This is a genomic window from Streptomyces sp. NPDC001920 (assembly GCF_053594495.1).
On the sequence record NZ_JBSFEP010000008.1, the window covers coordinates 1 to 20,510 of the forward strand.

Here is a 20,510-nt window from a genome sequence, read left to right on the forward strand (position 1 = left end):
CTCGTACTGGTTGTACGTGGGCTTTCGCCCGGTGCGGCGAGAGTGCGTGCCAGGCGTCGCGGGGCAGGCGGGACTTTGCGGACACGACCTAGGACACGATGTCCTTGCGGGCGAAACCGCGGAAGGCCAGCGCGAACAGCACGAGGGCGTACGTTACCGACAGGGACGTGCCCTGGATCATGTCGGACCAGTCCAGTCGGGGCCGTACGGCGTCCAGCCAGGCGTACTGCCAGTGGGCGGGCAGGAAGTGGCGCCAGTCGCCGAGGGCCGTCACCTCGTCCAGGACGTTGCCGATGATGGTCAGGAACACCGCGCCGCCGACCGCGCCGAGCGGGGCGTCGGTCCGGGTCGACAGCCAGAACGCCAGCGCCGCGGTGACCAGTTGGGACACCATGATGTACGCGACGACGATCAGCAGGCGCTGCGCCGCCGTACCGGTGTCCAGGGTGCCGCCGGTGGGCAGCTGGAGCGGACCCCAGCCGTAGGCCGCCGTGCCGACGGCGAGGGCGACGAGCGGGAGCAGGACGAGCGCGGCCAGGCTGAGGATCAGTCCGACGGCCAGCTTGGACCACAGCAGCCGGCCCCGGGGCACGGGCGCCGCGAGCAGATAGCGCAGGGACGACCAGCTCGCCTCCGAGGCGACCGTGTCCCCGCAGAACAGCGCCACGGGGATGACGAGCAGGAAGCCGGCGGAGGCGAAGAGGTTGACCGCCGCGAAGTTGGCGCCGGACACCGTGGCCGTGTCCATGAGGTTCATCCGGTCGTTGCCCTCGCCCGGGTCGCCGCCCACCTGGAAGGCGACGAGCAGGACGATCGGCAGCGCGAACAGGACGGCGCCCATCACGAGCGTGCGGCGCCGCTTCAGCTGCCGGACCAGCTCGACCCGGACGGGCAGGGTGCGGCCCGCGCGGTAGCCGTCGGCGACCTCGACGGGCGGCTCGGCGAGCTTGCTCATTCTTCGGCTCCGATCAGGGTGAGGAAGGCGTCCTCCAGGCGGCGGTGCGGACCGACCGAGCGCACCGGCACGTCGAGTCGTACGAGGTCGGCGACCAGGCGCTGCGGGGTGCCGTCGGCGTCGAGCTGGACCAGCAGGCCCTCGTCGGCGCGCACGGCGGAGGCGACGCCCGGCAGCGCTGCGACCTTCTCCACGACGGGTTCGTCCACGGGAGTGGCCGTGCCCACCAGGAGGGTGTCGCCCGAGCCGACGATGTCCTCGACCGGTCCGGCCTGCACGAGCTGTCCGTGGTCCATCACGACCAGGTGGGTGCAGGTCTGCTCGACCTCGGCGAGGAGATGGCTGGAGACGATGACCGTACGGCCCGCGGCGGCGTAGCGGATCATCACCTCGCGCATCTCGCGGATCTGGGGCGGGTCGAGGCCGTTGGTCGGTTCGTCGAGGATGAGCAGGTCGGGCAGACCGAGCATGGCCTGCGCGATGGCGAGGCGCTGGCGCATGCCCTGGGAGTAGGTGCGCACCGCGCGGGCGAGCGCGTCACCCAGGCCCGCGATCTCCAGGGCCTCTTCCATGTGCGCGTCCTCGGCCGGGCGGCCGGTGGCACGCCAGTACAGCTCCAGGTTCTCCCGGCCGGACAGGTGCGGCAGGAAGCCCGCGCCCTCGACGAAGGCGCCGACGCGGGAGAGCACCGGGGCGCCCGGCGCGATCGCGTGCCCGAAGACGCGGATCTCGCCACCGTCCGGCTTGATCAGGCCCATCAGCATGCGCAGGGTCGTCGTCTTGCCGGCGCCGTTCGGACCGAGCAGGCCGAGCACCTGGCCCTTCTCCACGCGGAAGGACAGGTCCTTGACGGCGTAGCGGTCGGAGGACTTGGCGTAGCGCTTGCTCAGGTCGGTGATCTGCAGCGGCACGTCGGCGAGCGCGGGGTCGGGGGCGGCGGGCGCCGCCGTACGGCGTCGGCCGGTCACCAGCAGCGCGAGCGCGACCAGCGCGCCGGCGAGCGGCAGCCACCACACCCAGGCGGGCAGCCCCGTCGGGCCGTCGCTGTCGCCGAGCGCCGTCGGCACCGACAGGTCGCCCTTCAGGGAGGCGGTGTACGTCGCCGGGGCCGTCGGGGAGGCGTAGCCGAGGTCGGTGGAGGCGAGGACCAGACGCAGACGGTGGCCGTCGTCGACCTCGTGGTCGATCGCCGGGAGGGTGAGGGTCACGTCCTTGCCGGCCTTCGCGTCCTCGACCCTGATCGGCTCGACGAGTTGCGAGGGCAGCACCTGCCCGGCCCGGCCGCCGGGTGCGACGTCGTACAGCTTGGCGAAGAGCACGGCGTCGTCGCCGCTGGACCGCACATGGACGGTGACCTTCGGCGACCCGGTGATGCGCAGGTCGTCGCGGACGGGCGCCGACTCGAACGCGGCGTACTGCCCGGGGAAGTCGAGGGACACGCCGATGCCGAGCGAGGACAGCTGGGCGAGACCGCCGGCGCTGCCGAGTCCGGGCAGGGCCGACACGGCGGGCGGGCTGGCACCGGCGGGGTTGGTGAAGCTCTGCTCGCGTCCGGTGAGGGCGATCGAACGCCGGCCGGCCTCCAGGCCGGGGTACTCGTCCGCGCTCACGCCGCTCAGCCGGGGCTCGCCGTCTCCGGTGCCGGTGCCCAGGGTGCGGGTGACGCGGAACGCGGGGCCGGTGTCGGCGCCCTTGTCGCCCTTGAGGTAGCGGTCGAACCAGGACGTGACGCGCTGCTGGACCCGGGCCGTCTCCAGGTCGCCGCCGTCGTGGCCGCCGGAGATCCAGTCGACGTCGACGGGCGCCCCGTTGGCGCGGATCGCCTTCGCCGCGGCGTCGGCCTGGTCCAGCGGGAAGAGGGAGTCGGACTGGCCCTGCATCAGCAGCGTGGGGACCTTGATGCGGTCGCCGACGGCGACCGGCGAGCGCTCCTCCAGCATGGCGCGGGCGTCGGCGTCCGGGACGCCGGACTCGGCGACCCGCTCGTACATCGCGCAGATCCGCTTCTCGAACCTGTCGCAGCCGCCGCCGGTGTTGACGAAGATGCCGGCCCAGAGCTTCTTGAACACACCGTTCGGGAACAGGGCGTCCGCGAGGTTCCAGTACGTGATCGCCGGGGCGATGGCGTCCACCCGGTCGTCGTGCCCGGCGGCGAGCAGCGCGATCGCGCCGCCGTAGGAGCCGCCCGCCATGCCGACCCGGGGGTCACCGGTCCTGTCGAGTTCCACCTGGGGCTGCTCGGCCAGCCAGTCGAGCAGCCGGGAGACGTCGGCGACCTCGCCCTTCGGATCGTTGAGCCCGATCTTGCCGGTCGACCTGCCGAAGCCGCGGGCCGACCAGGTCAGGACGGCGTACCCGTCCCGGGCGAGGTCCTCGGCCTGCCGCCGTACGTCGTCCTTGCTCCCGCCGAAGCCGTGCCCCAGCAGGACGGCCGGCCGGCGTCCCGAGGTGCCCGAGGTGAAGTACGAGGTGTCGACGCGCACCCCGTCCCCCATGTCCATGACCCGCTCGGTGCTGCGCACCGGCGGCGCGTCGTCGTCGGCGACGGCCGTCCACGTACCGGCACCGGCGAGGACGACGACAAAGGCCGCGGCGGCGATCCACCGGCGCGGCCTCCGTATACGCCCTCGCAGTCCGGGCAGTCGAAGATCCATGCTTCAACCGTACGGGGTGAACCTGTCGGGAAGTTATCGACCGAGGGCTGAATCGTGGGCCCTTCCCCGGGGGTACGGCGGGGTGATTTGTCTACCGCGTTCGTGGTAGGCGGTGCCGCACGGTTCCCCGCGCCGCCGGGCGTTTCACACGTCCGGGACGGACACACCGGCCGGCGGGTCTGCCCACCCGCTGAGCCTTCGCGCCCTACGGGAACCGCAGGGCGCGCCCTCGACAAACCTCAGTGGTTGCGCGGGAAGCCCAGGTCGACGCCGGAGGGGGCGTCGGCCGGGTCGGGCCAGCGGGTGGTGACGACCTTGCCGCGGGTGTAGAAGTGCGTGCCGTCGTTGCCGTAGATGTGGTGGTCGCCGAAGAGCGAGTCCTTCCAGCCGCCGAAGGAGTGGTAGCCGACGGGGACCGGGATCGGGACGTTCACGCCGACCATGCCGGCCTCGATCTCCAGCTGGAAGCGGCGGGCCGCGCCGCCGTCCCGGGTGAAGATCGCGGTGCCGTTGCCGAACGGCGAGCTGTTGATGAGGGCCACGCCGTCCTCGTAGGTCTCGGCACGCAGCACGCACAGCACCGGGCCGAAGATCTCGTCACGGTACGCCTTCGCGCTGGTCGGCACCTTGTCGAGGAGCGAGATGCCGATCCAGTGGCCGTCCTCGAAGCCGTCGACCGTGTAGCCGGTGCCGTCCAGGACCACCTCGCAGCCCTCGGCCGCCGCGCCCGTGACGTAGGAGGCCACCTTGTCGCGGTGCGCGGCGGTGATCAGCGGTCCCATCTCGGAGGCCGGGTCGTTGCCGGGGCCGATCTTGATCTTCTCGGCGCGCTCGCGGATCTTCTCCACCAGCTCGTCGCCGATCGCACCGACCGCGACGACCGCAGAGATGGCCATGCAGCGCTCGCCCGCGGAGCCGTAGGCGGCCGACACGGCGGCGTCGGCCGCCGCGTCCAGGTCGGCGTCCGGGAGGACCAGCATGTGGTTCTTTGCACCGCCGAGCGCCTGGACGCGCTTGCCGTTGGCGGAGGCGGTGGTGTGGATGTAGCGGGCGATCGGGGTCGAGCCTACGAAGGAGACCGCCTTGACGTCCGGGTGCTCCAGGAGGCGGTCCACGGCCACCTTGTCGCCGTGGACGACGTTGAAGACGCCGTCCGGCAGACCGGCCTCCGCCAGCAGCTCGGCGATCCTGATCGACGCCGACGGGTCCTTCTCGCTCGGCTTGAGCACGAAGGTGTTGCCGCACGCGATGGCGATCGGGAACATCCACATCGGCACCATCGCCGGGAAGTTGAACGGCGTGATGCCCGCGACGACACCCAGCGGCTGCCGGATCGAGGACACGTCGACGCGGCTGGCGACCTGCGTCGACAGCTCGCCCTTCAGCTGCACGCTGATGCCGCACGCGAGGTCCACGATCTCCAGGCCGCGCGCCACCTCACCGAGGGCGTCGGAGTGCACCTTGCCGTGCTCGGCGGTGATCAGCTCGGCGATCTCGTCGCGGTGGGCGTCCAGCAGCGCCCGGAACTTGAACAGGATCGAGGTGCGCTGGGCCAGCGAGGACTGCCCCCAGGTCAGGTACGCCTCCTTGGCGGCGGCGACCGCCGCGTCCACCTCGTCGACCGAGGCGAACGCGACCTTCGTGGTGACCGCGCCGGTGGCCGGGTCGGTGACCGGCCCGTACGTACCCGACGCGCCTTCGGCGGTCTTGCCGCCGATCCAGTGGTTGACGATCTTCGTCATGCCCAGATACTCCTTCACAGATGGCGGCGTCGGGTCGAGACGTGCCGTTCGTACAGCTCACGCGCCTTGACCGCCGACGGTCGGGTCGCGGTCTCGGCCACAGGAACATCCCACCAGGCCTGCGCGGGCGGCGCGCCCGACACAGTGTCTGCCGTTTCGGTCTCGACGTAGACACATGTGGGAGTGTCGGCGGCACGCGCCTCGGCGAGCGCCTCCCGCAGCTCCCGTACGGTCTTCGCGCGCAGCACCCGCATGCCGAGGCTCGCGGCGTTGGCGGCCAGGTCGACGGGGAGCGGGGCGCCCGTGAAGGCGCCGTCGTCCGCGCGGTACCGGTAGGCGGTGCCGAAGCGCTCCGCGCCCGTCGCCTCCGACAGTCCGCCGATGGAGGCGTACCCGTGGTTCTGCACGAGCAGCACCTTGATGGCGACGCCCTCCTGCACGGCCGTCACGATCTCCGTCGGCATCATCAGATAGGTGCCGTCGCCGACCAGCGCCCACACGGGCCGGTCCGGGGCGGCCATCTTGACGCCGATCGCGGCCGGGATCTCGTAGCCCATGCACGAGTAGCCGTACTCCAGGTGGTACTGGTCGCGTGAGCGGGCCCGCCACAGCTTGTGCAGGTCGCCGGGGAGCGAGCCGGCGGCGTTGATGATCACGTCCGTCTCGTCGACGATCGCGTCCAGCGCGCCCAGGACCTGCGGCTGGGTAGGCCGTACGTCCGGCTCGTCGGCCTCGTAGCAGGCGTCGACGCGCTGCTCCCAGCGCTCCTTGTCCTCGGCGTACTCGGTGACGTAGGAGTCGGCGACCCGGTGGTCGTGCATACCCAGCGCCTCGGTCAGCTCCATGAGGCCGCTGCGGGCGTCGGCGATCAGCGGCCGGCCGGCGAGCTTGTGTCCGTCGAAGGGCGCGATGTTGAGGTTGAGGAAACGGACGCCCGCCCCGGTGAACAGGGTGCCGGAGGCGGTGGTGAAGTCGGTGAAACGCGTGCCGACGCCGATGACCAGGTCGGCGGTGCGGGCGAGTTCGTCGGCGGTGGCGGTGCCGGTGTGGCCGATGCCGCCGACGTCCTGGGGGTGGTCGAAGCGCAGGGAGCCCTTGCCCGCCTGGGTGGAGGCGACCGGGATGCGGGTGGACTCGGCGAACTCGGCGAGCGCCGCCTCGGCACGGCTGTGGTGGACGCCGCCGCCCGCGACGAGCAGGGGCCTGCGGGCGGACCTGATCGTGCGCACGGCCTCGGCGAGTTCGGTCGGGTCGGCCCCGGGGCGGCGGATCACCCAGGTGCGCTCGGCGAAGAGGTCCTCGGGCCAGTCGTACGCCTCGGCCTGCACGTCCTGCGGCAGCGCGAGGGTGACCGCGCCGGTCTCCACCGGGTCCGTCAGCACCCGCATGGCGTGCAGCGCGGAGGGGATCAGGGCTTCGGGCCGGGTGATCCGGTCGAAGTACCTCGACACCGGCCGCAGGCAGTCGTTGACGGACACATCACCCGCGTACGGCACCTCCAGCTGCTGCAGGACCGGGTCGGCGGGGCGGGTGGCGAAGACATCGCCGGGAAGGAGCAGGACCGGGAGGTGGTTGATGGTGGCGAGGGCCGCGCCGGTGACGAGGTTGGTCGCGCCGGGGCCGACGGAGGTCGTCACCGCGTGGGTGGACAGGCGGTTCGACTGGCGGGCGTAGCCGACGGCCGCGTGCACCATCGCCTGTTCGTTGCGGCCCTGGTGGTACGGCATCTCGCCGCCGTACTCGACGAGCGCCTGCCCGATCCCGGCGACATTGCCGTGCCCGAAGATTCCCCAGGTGGCGCCGATCAGACGCCGCCGCACCCCGTCACGCTCGGTGTACTGGGCGGACAGGAAGCGGACGAGCGCCTGTGCGACCGTGAGCCTCGTCGTCGAGGTCATCGGTGACCCCCTGTGCCTTCTGCGTCATCCGGATGGAAGCGGATCCGCCGCCGGGTCTCACCCGGACCGGCCATCACCTTCAAGTAGTACATGTCGTGGCAGGGCCGGGCCATCGACGGGCCGTGGCGGCCACCGGGGGCCGGCACGGCGTCGCCGGGGCGGCGCCCGGCCTGCCGCGTGCAGGTGCCGGTGCCGCGGTGCTCGACGGGGACCTCCGGCGCGGGGCCGTAGCGGGCGGGGAGTCTTCGCTCGCACTTCGCTCCTGCCAAAGCAAAGCGGCCACCCGCGCCGGAGGCGATCTGTGCCCGGGCGTCCCGGGGAACGTACGCGAAGTCACTGACTCCACTGAACACGTTCTCCCGGCCCAGGAGTTGGAACTCGTCCTTCCCGTCGTCGTCGTGGATGCGGACCGTGCGTCCGCCGTTCAGCGGCCCCTCGGCGATGTGCGGCTCGCTGGTCATACGGCCCTCACAGCAGTCCTACGGCGGTGTCCACGGCGGCGGCCACGTCCCCGTCCGCCGGGTAGAGCAACGAGCGGCCCACCACCAGGCCCCGCACGGTGGGCAGTCGGAGGGCGCCGCGCCACTTCTCGTACGCCCCCTGCTGATCCTCGGCGGAGCCCCCCACCTCGCCGCCGAGCAGCACGGCGGGCAGCGTGGAGGTCGCCATGACCTCGGCCATGTCGTCGGGGTTCTCGGTGACCGGCACCTTCAGCCACGTGTAGGCCGAGGTGCCGCCCAGGCCCGAGGCGATGGCGATGGACTTGGTGACGGCTTCGGCGGACAGGTCGTTGCCGACCCTGCCGTCGGGGGTGCGGTGGCTGAGGAACGGCTCGACGAAGACGGGCAGTTGCCGTGCGGCCATCTCATCGATGGCGCGGGCGGTGGACTCCATGGTGGTGAGGGAGCCCGGGTCGTCGTAGTCGATACGCAGGAGCAGTTTGCCCGCGTCGAAGCGCAGGCGCTGGATGTCCTCGGGGCGGTGGCCGGTGAAGCGGTCGTCGAGTTCGAAGCTGGCGCCCTGCAGGCCACCGCGGTTCATGGAGCCCATGACGACCTTGCCGTCCAGGGCGCCGAGCAGCAACAGGTCGTCGAGGATGTCGGCGGTGGCGAGCACACCGTCGACGCCGGGCCGGGACAGCGCCAGGCAGAGGCGTTCGAGCAGGTCGGCGCGGTTGGCCATGGCCATGCTGCGGCCGCCGGCGCCGAGCGCGCCGCGGGCCGGGTGGTCGGCGGCGACGATCATCAGCCGGCCGGAGTCGCCGAGGAGGGGACGCCGGACACGCCGGGCGGCGGCCTCCGCGATCGCCTCGGGGCGCTGGGTGCGCAGGCGGACGAGGTCCGCGATGTCGACGACACTCACTGGACGGCCCCCGCGGCGATGGCGGCCTCGATCTCGTCCGGTGTCGGCATGGCGGAGGAGCACTCCAGGCGGGAGGCGACGATGGCGCCGGCCGCGTTGGCGTGCCGCATGGTCCGCTCCAGGTCCCAGCCTTCGAGCAGCCCGTGGCAGAGCGAGCCGCCGAAGGCGTCACCGGCGCCGAGGCCGTTGAGGACGTTCACCGGGAGGGGCGGCACCTCGGCCTCGTCGCCCTTGTCGTTCACGGCGAGCACACCCTTGGGGCCCTGCTTGACGACGGCGACCTCGACACCGGCCTCCAGCAGCGCCCGCGCGGCGGCCTTCGGCTCCCGGACACCCGTCGCGACCTCGACCTCGTCGAGGTTGCCGACGGCGACGGTGGTGTGCTTCAGGGCCTCGGCGTAGAACGGGCGGGCGGCCTCCGGGTCCTTCCAGAACATCGGGCGCCAGTCCAGGTCGAAGACCGTGATGCCGGACTTGGCGCGGTGCGCGAGGGCCGCGAGCGTCGCCGTACGGCTGGGCTCCTCGCTCAGGCCGGTGCCGGTTACCCAGAAGACGCGGGCGTCGCGGATGGCGTCGAGGTCGAGCTCGTGGGCGTCGATCTCCAGGTCAGGGGCCTTGGGCTGCCGGTAGAAGTACAGCGGGAAGTCGTCCGGCGGGAAGACCTCGCAGAAGGTGACCGGGGTGGGCAGGCCCGGGACCGGGGTGACCCAGCGGTCGTCGACGCCGAAGCCTTTCAGGGCCTCGTGGAGGTAGGTGCCGAAGGGGTCCTCGCCGGTGCGGGTGATCACCGCGGTACGGCGCCCCAGGCGGGCCGCGGCGACCGCGACGTTCGTCGCCGAGCCGCCGAGGAACTTGCCGAAGGAGGTGACCTGCGGCAGCGGGACGCCGGTCTGCAGCGGGTAGAGGTCCACTCCGATCCGCCCCATGGTGATCAGGTCGTACGCCATCGCGTTCCCTTCGTATCGGCTCTCCCGCTTTGTAGTCCGAGGCACGCAGCCCTGTCAATGTTTTGTCCAGACATTCGGACCAGACCTTGACAGCGCTTGCTGCGCGCGCCGAAGCTGACCGCCATGACGTCGTTGTCACCTCAGTCCTCACTGTCCCGCATCCGCATCGGCTCGGCTCCCGACTCGTGGGGTGTGTGGTTTCCCGACGACCCGCAGCAGGTCCCTTGGCGGCGCTTCCTCGACGAGGTCGCCGACTCCGGTTACGAGTGGATCGAGCTGGGGCCGTACGGGTATCTGCCGACCGATCCCGTGGTCCTTTCCGAGGAGACCTCACGGCGCGGCCTGAAGGTGTCGGCGGGCACGGTCTTCACGGGGCTGCACCACGGTGAGGCGGTGTGGGAGAAGACGTGGGCGCACGTGGCGGACAACGCGGTGCTGGCGCAGGCGATGGGGGCGAAGCACCTGGTCGTCATTCCTTCCTTCTGGCGGGACGACAAGACCGGTGAGGTGCTGGAGCCGGACACGTTGACTGCGCAGCAGTGGCGGAACCTCATCTCGCTGACCGAGCGGCTGGGACGGGAGGTGCGCGAGCGGTACGGGCTGAGGATCGTCGTCCACCCGCACGCCGACACCCACATCGACAGCGAGGAGAACGTGGTCCGGTTCCTGGACGGGACCGACTCCGACCTGGTGTCGCTGTGCCTGGACACGGGGCACTACGCGTACTGCGGCGGGGACAGCGTGAAGCTGATCGAGACGTACGGGTCGCGGATCGGCTACCTGCATCTGAAGCAGGTGGACCCGGAGATCCTCGCCGACGTCCGGGCCAAGGGGACGCCGTTCGGACCGGCCGTGGCGCAGGGCGTGATGTGTGAGCCGCCGGGCGGGGTCCCCGCGCTGGGGCCGGTGCTGGAGGCCGCGCAGAAGCTGGACGTGGAACTGTTCGCGATCGTCGAACAGGACATGTATCCGTGCGACCCGGACAAGCCGCTGCCGATCGCTCGGCGGACCCGGGCCTTCCTGAGGTCCTGCGGGGCGTGAGAGGTGCCCTTGAGCGCGCGGGGTGTGTGGGGGCGTGCGCCTGCGGGGTGTGTGGGGGCGTGCGCGTGCGGGTTCTGTGTGGCTTGCCGCGCGGTTCCCCGCACTCCTTGAGCGGCGTTGCAGCATGGGTCGATGACGAGTGCCGTGCGCGTTCGCTCGGGTGAGGGGCCCTGGGGATCCTGGGAGACGGCGGTGGCCCGGCCTGATCCACGGCTGCGGCCCGGGGTGATCGGCTACCGCGGGATGCGGCTGGCTCTGGACCGGCCCCGGGCGCGGCTGGAGGCGCCCATCGGGGCGGCGACCCTGCTGCTCGGGTTCGGCGAGCCGGTACGGATCTCGCGGGCCGGCCGGCCCACGGACACCCTGGTCCGCGTCTACTGCGGGCCGACGACCACCCCGGCCGTCGGCGAGCACGGTGGCCGGCTGGCCGCAATCGAGGTGCTGTTGATGCCCTGGGCGGCGTTCACGATGTTCGGGACGCCGCAGTACGAACTCGCCAACCGGACCGTCGACCCCGACGACCTTCCGCACGCCCTGGGGTCCCCCGTCGGGGAACTGGCCGCCGCGCTGGCCGCGTTGCCGACCTGGGAAGCCCGTTTCCGGCTGCTGGACGACGTGTTCGCCCGCTGGTCGGACGCCGGAACGCCGTGTTCGCAGCGGGTGGTGCGGGCCTGGGCGGAGCTGACGCGCACGGGCGGAGCGATACCGGTACGGCGGCTCGCCGACGACGTGGGCTGGAGCGTACGGCACCTGGAGAACCGCTTCCGGGAACAGATCGGGCTGGGTCCGAAGGCCGCGGCCCGCGTGCTGCGGCTGCAACGGGCGCGCACGCTGCTGGCGGCGGGGCGGGGACAGGCGGAGACCGCGGCGGTGTGCGGGTACTACGACCAGGCGCATCTCAGCAGGGAGTTCAAGGCGATGACGGGGTGCACCCCGCGCGAGTTCACCGCCGCCCGGCGGACGCCGGGCCATGTGCCGGCGCCGGACCGGCTGACGGGTGCGGCGACGAGTCTCGCGCTCGTATCCGAGCGGGGTGCGCTTTTTTCCAAGACCCGCGAGCTTGGCTGAATGCAGGCTGTGGCCCTCGGCGAACGAGCCGTTCGAGGCGGGGGAGCTGGTGGGTCGGGTCCGGCGCAGCGGGCCCGACCCACCGTTGCGTGACGGCCCGGTCCATCGTTGCCTGACGGCCCGGCCCACCGTTGCGTGACGGCCCGGTCCACCGTTGCCTCACAGCACGGGCAGCCGTCCGCGGGTCGGCCGGACGCCGGTCGCCCCGCCCCCGTCTGTCAACGCGCCGCGCCCTGCCACCGGCGTGCGCTTTTGCGGCAGCTGTGTCACAAGCGCAGCCTCCCTGTCACAGGTGTCGCATGTCCGCGGGCCTTGCGTCACACCCGCTGCACAGGCCCTGCCCGCGGTCACTGTGCGTCGTTGACCGGACACAGGCTTTGTGATCGCCAGCGCTGCGCACGGTCCCCCCGACGACCGCTCCCGGTCGCCACCGCGGCGCGCGCAGGGAGGTGCAAACGATGACCGACCGAATCCTCTGGTCCTACAAGGAGATCGCGGCGCACATCAAGGTGCAGCCGGACACCGTGCGGTCGTACCGCAAGCACGGGCTGCTGCCACCGCCCGACCACGTGGAGGGCGGCAAGCCCTTCTGGTACCCCGACACGGTCCGGGCCTGGGTGGCCTCCCGTCCGGGGAACCGGGGCCGCAGGTCGGGCTGACAGCCGGAAAAAATAACCGGAAAAAATAAGCTGTGCCCCACCCCGGATGTGGGGCACAGTCGCCCCATGAGCGACTTCTCCGTGAAACCCGTACTCCGCGGCGAGCGGGCGCTGTTGCGTCCCTTGGTGGAGGAGGACGCGCCCGTGATGGCCCGCATCCTCGACGACCCCGAGGTGATACGGCTGACCGGCAGCCCCGACGACAAGTTCGGGCTGGACCGGCTGCGCGCCTGGTACGGGAGCCGCAACGACCAGACCGACCGGCTCGACCTCGGCATCGTGGACCGGGCGAGCGGCGAACTCGTCGGCGAAGTCGTCCTGAACGACTGGGACGAGTACAACCGCAGCTGCAGCTTCCGCATCCTGATCGGCCCCGCGGGACGCGATCGCGGCCTGGGTACGGAAGCCATCCGGTTGATCGTGGGCCATGCCTTCGAGCAACTCGACCTGCACCGCGTCTCGTTGCACGTCCTGCCCTACAACCCACGGGCCCGGCGCGCCTACGAGAAGGTCGGATTCGTCGCCGAGGGCGTCAGCCGGCAGTCGGTGTGGCACGGGGGCGAGTGGATCGACGAGATCCAGATGGCGATCCTCGCCCCGGAGTGGGCCGCGCACCGCGGTCACCCCGACACCGCCGTCATGTCCGCCGCGTCCTGATCCTCACCTCCACGGCTCGATGACCGTCGCCCCCGCCCCCGGCGCCGTCCCCATCGCCGCCAGGGCCGAGGGCACCGCGTCCAGGCCGATCGTCGACGTCACCAGCAGATCCGGCCTCAGCACGCCCGCCCGGACCAGTTCCAGCATCGCCGGGTAGGTGTGCGCCGCCATGCCGTGACTGCCCAGCAGTTCGAGTTCGAGGGCGATGGCACGGGCGAGGGGCACCGGGGTCGTGCCGTCCGCCGAGGGCAGCAGGCCCACCTGGACATGTCGGCCCCGGCGGCGCAGACCGTTCACGGAGGCGGCGCAGGTGGTGGGTGAACCGAGGGCGTCCAGGGAGAGCTGGGCGCCCCCACCGGTCAGGTCGCGTACCGCGCCCGCGGTGTCCGGTGTGCTCGCCGCGTCCACGCACTCCGCCGCTCCGAACGTCCGCGCCAGGTCCAGAGCCTTCGGGGAGACGTCCACCGCGACGACTCGGGCGCCGGCCGCCGCCGCGATCATCACCGCCGACAGGCCCACTCCGCCGCAGCCGTGCACGGCGACCCACTCCCCCGCCGCCACCCGGCCCTGCTGCACGACCGCCCGGAACGCGGTGGCGAACCGGCACCCGAGCGAGGCCGCCGTCGCGAAGGACATCTCGGCGGGTACGGCGACCAGGTTGACGTCGGCGTGGTCCAGCGCCACGTACTGGGCGAAGGAACCCCAGTGGGTGAAGCCGGGCTGGGTCTGGCGTTCGCACACCTGCTGGTCCCCCGCCGCACACGCCCCGCAGCTGCCGCAGGCGCACACGAAGGGCACGGTGACGCGGTCGCCGGGACGCCAGCCCGTGACGCGGGCGCCCACCGCCTCCACGACCCCGGCCAGCTCGTGTCCGGGGACGTGTGGGAGGGCGATGTCCGGGTCGTGACCCTGCCAGCCGTGCCAGTCGCTTCTGCACAGGCCGGTGGCCTCGACGCGCACGGTCACTCCGTGGGATACGGGGCGGGGGTCGGGCACCTCACGCACCTCGGCCTCCTCCCCGTACCGTTCGAACACGACAGCCCGCATCCCGGTCTCCTTCGGTTCACGCTCCTTGCACGCAGATCATCGCGGACGCCGGACGCTGTGCCGTACGCGACCTGCGCCGTCCGGCCCGTCGGCGTGAGCTGCCGGGAGGTGCGCGGCCCCACGTCCCCAGGCGTGCTCCCGTGAGGTCAGCCCCGCGCGCTCACCTTTTCCCGCTCCTGTGCCGGCTCGGTCACCGGGGCCACCGCCGACTCCCCCTCGCTCAGCCCGAACCGCTGATGGAACCGCCGGAGCGGACCCGGCGCCCACCATGTCGCCCGCCCCGTCAGCCGCATCACGGCCGGCACCAGCAGGCTGCGGACGATCATCGCGTCCATCAGCACCGCCAGGGCGATGCCGAGGCCGAGCATCTTGGTGTTGGTGACCCGGGAGGTGCCTATCGCGACCATCACCACCGCGAGGATCACCGCGGCCGCGGTGATCAGCCCGCCGGTGCGTTGCAGGCCGTGGCGGACGGACTGGTCGTGGTCGCCGGTCGTGTCGTACTCCTCCTTGATGCGGGAGAGCAGGAACACGCCGTAGTCCATCGACAGGCCGAAGGCGACGCAGAACATCAGCACCGGAAGGGTCGTCTCGATCGAGCCGGGGCTGGTGAAGCCGAGCAGCCCGGACAGATGGCCGTCCTGGAAGACCCACACCACCGCCCCGAACATCGCCGTCAGGCTCAGCGCGTTGAGCACCACCGCCTGGACCGGGATCAGCACACTCCCGGTCAGCAGGAACACCAGCAGCAAGGTGACGACCGCTATGAAGGCCGCGGCCAGGGGCAGGCGTTCGGCTATGGCGTCCTTGGAGTCCACCAGGACCGCCGCGGCACCGGTCACCTCGGTGTCGAACGGCGCCCGGGCAGCACGCAGCTCGCCGACGAGGCGCTGGGCCGGCTCGTCGACCGCCTCGCCCTTCGGCTGCACCGTGAAGTACGCGTGCTCGCCCTTCACCAGGGGCCCGTCGACCCGGACCACACCGGGGAGGGCGGCGATCCGCTCCTTGTAGTCGGCGTACTGCGCCTGCGTCGCCCGGCCCTCGGTGAGCACCTCCAGGCCACCGCCGGGACTTCCCGGGAAGCCGTCGCGGATGTGTTGCTGCACCACACGGGACTCGGCGCTCGACGGCAGCTGGCGATCGTCGGCCGTACCGAACTTCACGCCCAGGAAGGGCAGTCCGAGCAGGACGAGGACGGCGGTGGTGCCCAGGGCGAAGAACGGGGCCCGGCGCATCACGAGGTTCGCCGTGCGGGTCCAGGCCCTGCCCTTGGGCGCTGCGCTCGCTCCGTCGGGCTCGGGCGACCTGCGTCCGCGCCGGAACAGTCGGCGCAGATCCAGGGAGTTGACCCGGTGGCCCAGCAGGATCAGTGCCGCCGGGAGCAGGATCAGCGCGGCCGCGGCGGCCAGCAGCACCACCGCGATGCCCGCGTAGGCGAAGGACCGCAGGAAGTACTGGGGGAAGAGCAGCATCGCCGCGAGGGACACCGCGACCGTGAGGGCCGAGAAGAGGACGGTGCGGCCGGCCGTGCGCAGGGTGGTGCCGACCGCTGTCAGGGGATCACCACCGGTGGCGAGTTCCTCACGGAAGCGGCGGACGATGAACAGGGCGTAGTCGATGGCCAGGCCCAGGCCGAGGGCCGTGGTGAGGTTCATCGCGAAGACCGACACGTCGGTGAACTCGGTCAGGCCCCGCAGCACCGCGTTGGTGCCGAGGATGGCGACGATGCCGATGCCCAGCGGCAGCAGGGCCGCCACCGCGCTGCCGAAGACCATCACCAGCAGCACCAGTGTGACCGGCAGGGCGATCATCTCGGCACGGAGGAGGTCCTCCTGGATGATCGTCTGCATCTCGTGCCGCACGGCGACCGGGCCGCCGACACCGACCTCCACCGGGCCGTGCGTGCCCCGGAAGGTGGGCGCGATCCGGTCCAGGGTCTCCCCCGCCTCCTTCTCGTCGCCTGTGATGCGGGCGGCGATCAGCGCCTCATGACCGTCCTGCGCGCGCAGGGAGGGCGATTTGGTCTGCCAGTAGGAACCGACCCCGGTGACGCCCTTCTCACCCGCCAGGCGCTCCGCGAGCCGCTTGGCCTCGGCGGCGACCGCGGGGTCGTCCACGGAGGCGCCGCCCGCGTCCACGAGGAGCAGGAGGTTGGGCTGGGAGGCGGGGAACTCGCGCTCCAGCGCCTTGGTCGCGTACGTCGACCCGGCGTGCGGATCCTCCCAGCCGCCGCTGCCCAGACGGTCGGCGACACCGCTGCCCGCCAGCACGGCGAGCGCGGTGAGCACCAGGGCCACGAGCAGCGACAGGCGGGGGCGGGCCGTGACGAAGCGGGTCCAGCCTCCGATCCCGGGTCGCCTGTTGACTTCGGTCATTGTGCGGTGTCCCCTTCACCCTGATCCATGCTGTGCGCAGCAGGGCAGCATGGAGCTGTCACTGCCATAGACTGACAAACACGAGAGATCGCTCGCGTTTCTCCAGAATGCGAGCGACTGCTCGCGTTTGTCAATCGCGTTCGGAGAGCTGGGGATAACGCGTGTCCGCCAACCGGGACAAGGCCGGCCAGGCCCATCAGGAGAAGGAGCAGCCGCGCCGCCGCCAGGCCCGCGGTGAGCGCCGTGTCGCCCAACTGCTCGACGCCGCGGCCAGCGTCTTCACCACCACCGGCTACACGGCCGCCAGCACCAACGCCATCGCCCGCGAGGCGGGCGTCTCACCGGGCACGCTCTACCAGTTCTTCCCGAACAAGGAAGCGATCGCGATCGAGCTGGGCACCCGGCTCATGCACGAGATGCGCGAGACCTACGGCGAGGCGCTCGCGCCGGTCGACCCCGCCACCCCGGTGGAGGAGGCGGTCGGCTCGGCCGTCGACCGGTTCATCGCCTTCAACTGCGAGCACCCCGTCTTCTTCGCGCTGATGCACGGCCCCGACATCCCCGGCCGCATCGCCGAGGAGCACGACGCCCTGCACGCGACCCTGCTCTCCCGCATCGAGGACCTGCTCTCCTCGCTCCTGCCGGACGCCCCGCCGGCCGACCTCACCCGCACCGCGCACATGTGCCTGGGGATGTACAAGGCGGGCCTGGAGCTGATCCTCGCCCACGAGGGAGCCGAGCGCGACGCCTATGTGCGGGAGCTGAAGAACGCCCTGATCCGCTACCTCGACCCACTGGTGGGCGACAGACTCGGGCACCTCGACTCGGCCTGAGCCGGCGGGGCCTGCCCGGAGAACACCACCCGCCCCGCCCCCGAAGACGCCCGCCCGCTCCGGACACCCGTCGATCCCGGCGAACTACCCACGCTCGGGGCACTCGTCCCCCCGCAGAACCACCACCCGCGCTCCGGGCCCCCACCCCACAGAATTGCCACCCGCGCTCCGGGCACCCGCCGACCCCGCAGAACCACCTCCCACCCCGAGACCCCGCAGATCCACGAAGACCCTTCTTGGATTAATACCCCGTAGGGGTATACCGTGGAATTCGGAGGGCCCCGCGGGCCCGTCAGCCCCACACGCCTCGACGAGGAGAACGACATGACCGCCCAGACCGACACCCCGGGTTCCGTCACCACCGTCTACAAGGTGAGCGGCATGAGCTGCGGGCACTGCGAGGGCGCCGTCTCCGGCGAGATCTCCGAGCTGCCCGGTGTCAGCTCGGTGAAGGCCGTCGCCTCGACCGGTGAGGTCACCGTGGTCTCGGCCACCCCGCTCGACGAGGAGGCCGTCCGCGCGGCCGTCGACGAGGCCGGCTTCGAACTGGTCGGCAAGGCCTGAGCCTGGCCATGTCCCGCACCACCGATCAACCGCCGATAGCCGGACCGGCCGGCAGGGCCGACGCAGCCGTGGCGCACGCCCCGGCCGGGTCCACCGGCACCGCTGAGGTCGAGCTGCTCATCGGCGGGATGACCTGCGCCTCCTGCGCCGCCCGCGTCGAGAAGAAGCTCAACCGCATGGACGGCGTCACCGCCACGGTGAACTACGCCACGGAGAAGGCGAGGGTCAGCCACTCCGCGGACGTCCAGGTCGCCGACCTGATCGCCACCGTGGAGAGGACCGGGTACACGGCAAAGGAGCCCCTTCCGCCGGAACCCGCCCCCCAGGAATCCCCGGACGCGTCCCGGACGCCCCCGGAAGACTCCGAACCGGCCGCCTACCGGCAACGCTTCACCGTCTCGGCCCTGCTCGCCGTCCCGGTCGTCCTGCTGTCGATGATCCCGGCGCTGCAGTTCGACAACTGGCAGTGGCTCGCGCTCACCCTGGCCTCGCCGGTCGTGGTCTGGGGCGGACTGCCCTTCCACCGGGCCGCCTTCACGAACGCCCGGCACGGGGCGGCGACCATGGACACCCTGGTCTCCCTGGGCACGCTGGCCGCCTACGCCTGGTCCCTGTGGGCCCTGTTCCTGGGCGACGCCGGCATGACGGGCATGCGCCACGACTTCGAGTTCACCGTCTCGCGCGCGGACGGCGCCTCGCAGATCTACCTCGAAGTGGCCTGCGGAGTCATCGCCTTCATCCTCCTCGGCCGCTATCTGGAGGCCCGGGCGAAGCGGCGCGCGGGCGCGGCGCTGCGCGCCCTCATGGAACTCGGTGCGAAGGACGTGGCCGTCCTGCGGGACGGACGCGAGGTCCGGGTCCCGGTCGACGGACTCGCCGTCGGCGACCGGTTCGTCGTACGGCCCGGCGAGAAGATCGCCACCGACGGCACCGTCGTCGAGGGCGCCTCCGCGGTGGACGCCTCCATGCTGACCGGCGAGTCCGTACCGGTGGACGTGACCGCCGGGGACGCGGTCGCCGGCGCGACGGTCAACACCGCCGGGCGCCTCGTCGTCGAGGCGACCCGGGTCGGCTCGGACACCCGGCTCGCGCGGATGGCGAGGCTGGTGGAGGACGCGCAGAACGGCAAGGCCGAGGTGCAGCGGCTCGCCGACCGCGTCTCCGCGGTCTTCGTACCCGTGGTGATCGTCCTCGCGGTCGCCACCTTCGGCGTGTGGTTCGGCGCCACCGACGACACCGTCGCCGCGTTCACCGCGGCCGTCGCGGTGCTGATCATCGCCTGTCCCTGCGCCCTGGGACTCGCCACACCCACGGCCCTCATGGTCGGCACGGGCCGTGGTGCCCAGCTCGGCATCCTCATCAAGGGGCCCGAGGTCCTGGAGTCCACGCGCCGCGTCGACACCGTCCTCCTGGACAAGACCGGCACGGTCACTACGGGCCGTATGACCCTTCAGCGGGTCCACGCCGCCGAAGGCGCCGACGAGGAGCAGGTGCTGCGGCTCGCGGGCGCCGTGGAACACGCCTCGGAACACCCTGTCGCCCGTGCCGTCGCGCTGGGCGCCGAGGAGCGGGTCGGTCCGCTGCCGCAGGTCGAGGAGTTCCGGAACGTGCCCGGGCGGGGCGCACGCGGGCGGGTGCAGGGCCATGAGGTGACGGTGGGGCGACTCGCCGAGCAGACCGCCGGGCTTCCCGCCGAACTCGCCCAGGCCAAGGCGGAGTCCGAGCGGGAGGGCCGTACGGCCGTCGTGGTCGCCTGGGACGGTTCCGTGCGCGGGGTCCTCGCGGTCGCCGACGCGGTGAAGGAGACCAGCGCCGAGGCGGTGCGCGAGCTGCGCGCGCTGGGCCTCACCCCGGTCCTGCTGACCGGGGACAACAGGGCCGTCGCCGAGTCGGTCGCGCAGGCGGTCGGTATCGATCAGGTGATCGCGGAGGTCCTGCCCGAGGACAAGGCCGAGACCGTACGGCGGCTCCGCCGCGAGGGCAGGTGCGTCGCCATGGTCGGGGACGGCGTCAACGACGCGGCGGCGCTCGCCACCGCCGATCTGGGTCTCGCCCTGGGGACCGGGACGGACGCGGCGATCGAGGCCGGCGACCTGACGCTGGTGCGCGGGGACCTGCGGGTGGCGGCGGACGCGATTCGGCTGTCCCGCAGGACGCTGGGCACGATCAAGGGCAACCTCGTGTGGGCCTTCGGATACAACGTCGCCGCCTTGCCGCTGGCCGCCGCCGGGTTGCTGAACCCGATGATCGCGGGGGCCGCGATGGCCTTCTCGTCCGTGTTCGTGGTCACCAACAGCCTGCGGCTGCGGACGTTCCGGTGAATTCGTAGTAAGAACCCCACCAGGCCCCTCTGGAGTCCCGCGCCCGGCTCACATAAGCTCTTCACAAGACTCGCGCATCGTCCTTACGCTGGAGTCTCGATCGCCGTATCGGGGCTCTTGCGCATCTAACGGACATATGCAAGAGACGCAGATCACAGTGATGTGAACGTAACCATCGAAGGGGTTCGAAGGTCTAAGTTGACGATGTCAGTCGGCGTCTTGGGGGGCGCCACCTGGCATCTGGGGATGTCTTGGGGGACTTCCTCAGAGTTGCGTCGCCGGGGCACGCACCTCGGGAAGCTTTGAGCGGCCCTCCCGAGCGTGCGCTGTCCCGGCAGATCGCACACCACAACCGCATACATGAGTACGTCGAGTTCTGCTCGTTTA

Annotated in this window: 15 protein-coding genes and 1 pseudogene; 7 read left to right on the plus strand and 9 right to left on the minus strand. The window is 71.7% G+C overall.

The window, feature by feature from the left end:
* Positions 1-88 precede the first annotated feature (88 nt).
* The 7 genes and pseudogenes from ACWCPI_RS15070 to iolC all read right to left on the minus strand — a co-directional run bounded on the left by ACWCPI_RS15070 (position 89) and on the right by iolC (position 9,558).
* Complete coding sequence (locus ACWCPI_RS15070) at positions 89-955, minus strand: ABC transporter permease (protein ID WP_451038535.1); 867 nt, start codon at positions 953-955, stop codon at positions 89-91.
* On the minus strand, positions 952-3,609 hold the full coding sequence (locus tag ACWCPI_RS15075; RefSeq protein WP_451038536.1) for a CocE/NonD family hydrolase: 2,658 nt from the start codon (positions 3,607-3,609) through the stop codon (positions 952-954). The genes ACWCPI_RS15070 and ACWCPI_RS15075 overlap by 4 nt, the downstream gene beginning before the upstream one ends.
* Positions 3,610-3,848: 239 nt before the next feature.
* Complete coding sequence (gene mmsA / locus ACWCPI_RS15080; protein ID WP_451038537.1) at positions 3,849-5,351, minus strand: CoA-acylating methylmalonate-semialdehyde dehydrogenase; 1,503 nt, start codon at positions 5,349-5,351, stop codon at positions 3,849-3,851.
* Positions 5,352-5,365: 14 nt separating this feature from the next.
* Positions 5,366-7,249: a 3D-(3,5/4)-trihydroxycyclohexane-1,2-dione acylhydrolase (decyclizing) gene (iolD, locus tag ACWCPI_RS15085; protein WP_451038538.1), complete on the minus strand. Its 1,884-nt coding sequence runs from the start codon at positions 7,247-7,249 to the stop codon at positions 5,366-5,368.
* Positions 7,246-7,680, minus strand: a pseudogene (locus ACWCPI_RS15090) (5-deoxy-glucuronate isomerase); the annotation flags it as partial. The pseudogene ACWCPI_RS15090 and the gene iolD, both read right to left, overlap by 4 nt.
* 37 nt (positions 7,681-7,717) lie before the next feature.
* Positions 7,718-8,611: a Cgl0159 family (beta/alpha)8-fold protein gene (locus ACWCPI_RS15095; protein WP_451038539.1), complete on the minus strand. Its 894-nt coding sequence runs from the start codon at positions 8,609-8,611 to the stop codon at positions 7,718-7,720.
* Complete coding sequence (gene iolC / locus ACWCPI_RS15100) at positions 8,608-9,558, minus strand: 5-dehydro-2-deoxygluconokinase (RefSeq protein ID WP_451038540.1); 951 nt, start codon at positions 9,556-9,558, stop codon at positions 8,608-8,610. Before iolC ends, ACWCPI_RS15095 begins: the two co-directional genes overlap by 4 nt.
* Positions 9,559-9,681: 123 nt before the next feature.
* Here iolC and ACWCPI_RS15105 point away from each other — a divergent pair, with 123 nt between their 5' ends.
* The 4 genes from ACWCPI_RS15105 (at position 9,682) to ACWCPI_RS15120 (ending at position 12,983) form a co-directional block, all read left to right on the plus strand.
* Positions 9,682-10,599 (plus strand): sugar phosphate isomerase/epimerase family protein, encoded by a 918-nt coding sequence (locus tag ACWCPI_RS15105; RefSeq protein WP_451038541.1) that lies wholly within the window; start codon positions 9,682-9,684, stop codon positions 10,597-10,599.
* 132 nt (positions 10,600-10,731) lie between these two features.
* Positions 10,732-11,667 carry a helix-turn-helix domain-containing protein gene (locus tag ACWCPI_RS15110; protein ID WP_451038542.1) on the plus strand — a complete coding sequence of 312 codons (936 nt, stop codon included), beginning with the start codon at positions 10,732-10,734 and terminating at the stop codon, positions 11,665-11,667.
* A 458-nt stretch (positions 11,668-12,125) separates the two neighbouring features.
* The gene (locus tag ACWCPI_RS15115) at positions 12,126-12,326 is read left to right on the plus strand and encodes a helix-turn-helix transcriptional regulator (protein ID WP_388799766.1); all 201 of its coding nucleotides are present in this window, start codon (positions 12,126-12,128) and stop codon (positions 12,324-12,326) included.
* A gap of 66 nt (positions 12,327-12,392) precedes the next feature.
* The gene (locus tag ACWCPI_RS15120; protein ID WP_451038543.1) at positions 12,393-12,983 is read left to right on the plus strand and encodes a GNAT family N-acetyltransferase; all 591 of its coding nucleotides are present in this window, start codon (positions 12,393-12,395) and stop codon (positions 12,981-12,983) included.
* Positions 12,984-12,986: 3 nt separating this feature from the next.
* On the opposite strand, the gene ACWCPI_RS15125 is transcribed toward ACWCPI_RS15120, so the two are convergent.
* Together ACWCPI_RS15125 and ACWCPI_RS15130 are read right to left on the minus strand one after the other, a co-directional pair.
* On the minus strand, positions 12,987-14,030 hold the full coding sequence (locus ACWCPI_RS15125; RefSeq protein ID WP_451038544.1) for a zinc-dependent alcohol dehydrogenase family protein: 1,044 nt from the start codon (positions 14,028-14,030) through the stop codon (positions 12,987-12,989).
* Between the two features lie 146 nt (positions 14,031-14,176).
* Entirely contained in the window at positions 14,177-16,405 is a 2,229-nt protein-coding gene (locus ACWCPI_RS15130; protein WP_451038545.1) for an MMPL family transporter, read from the minus strand.
* Positions 16,406-16,566: 161 nt separating this feature from the next.
* On the opposite strand from ACWCPI_RS15130, the gene ACWCPI_RS15135 reads away from it, so the two are divergent.
* From ACWCPI_RS15135 to ACWCPI_RS15145, 3 genes are all read left to right on the plus strand, one after another.
* Positions 16,567-17,238, plus strand: coding sequence for a TetR/AcrR family transcriptional regulator (locus ACWCPI_RS15135; RefSeq protein WP_451038546.1), 672 nt, complete (start codon positions 16,567-16,569; stop codon positions 17,236-17,238).
* A 324-nt stretch (positions 17,239-17,562) separates the two neighbouring features.
* Positions 17,563-17,802, plus strand: a complete 240-nt coding sequence (locus tag ACWCPI_RS15140; protein ID WP_451038547.1) for a heavy-metal-associated domain-containing protein — start codon at positions 17,563-17,565, stop codon at positions 17,800-17,802.
* 8 nt (positions 17,803-17,810) lie between these two features.
* Positions 17,811-20,123, plus strand: a complete 2,313-nt coding sequence (locus ACWCPI_RS15145; protein WP_451038548.1) for a heavy metal translocating P-type ATPase — start codon at positions 17,811-17,813, stop codon at positions 20,121-20,123.
* Positions 20,124-20,510: the final 387 nt, after the last annotated feature.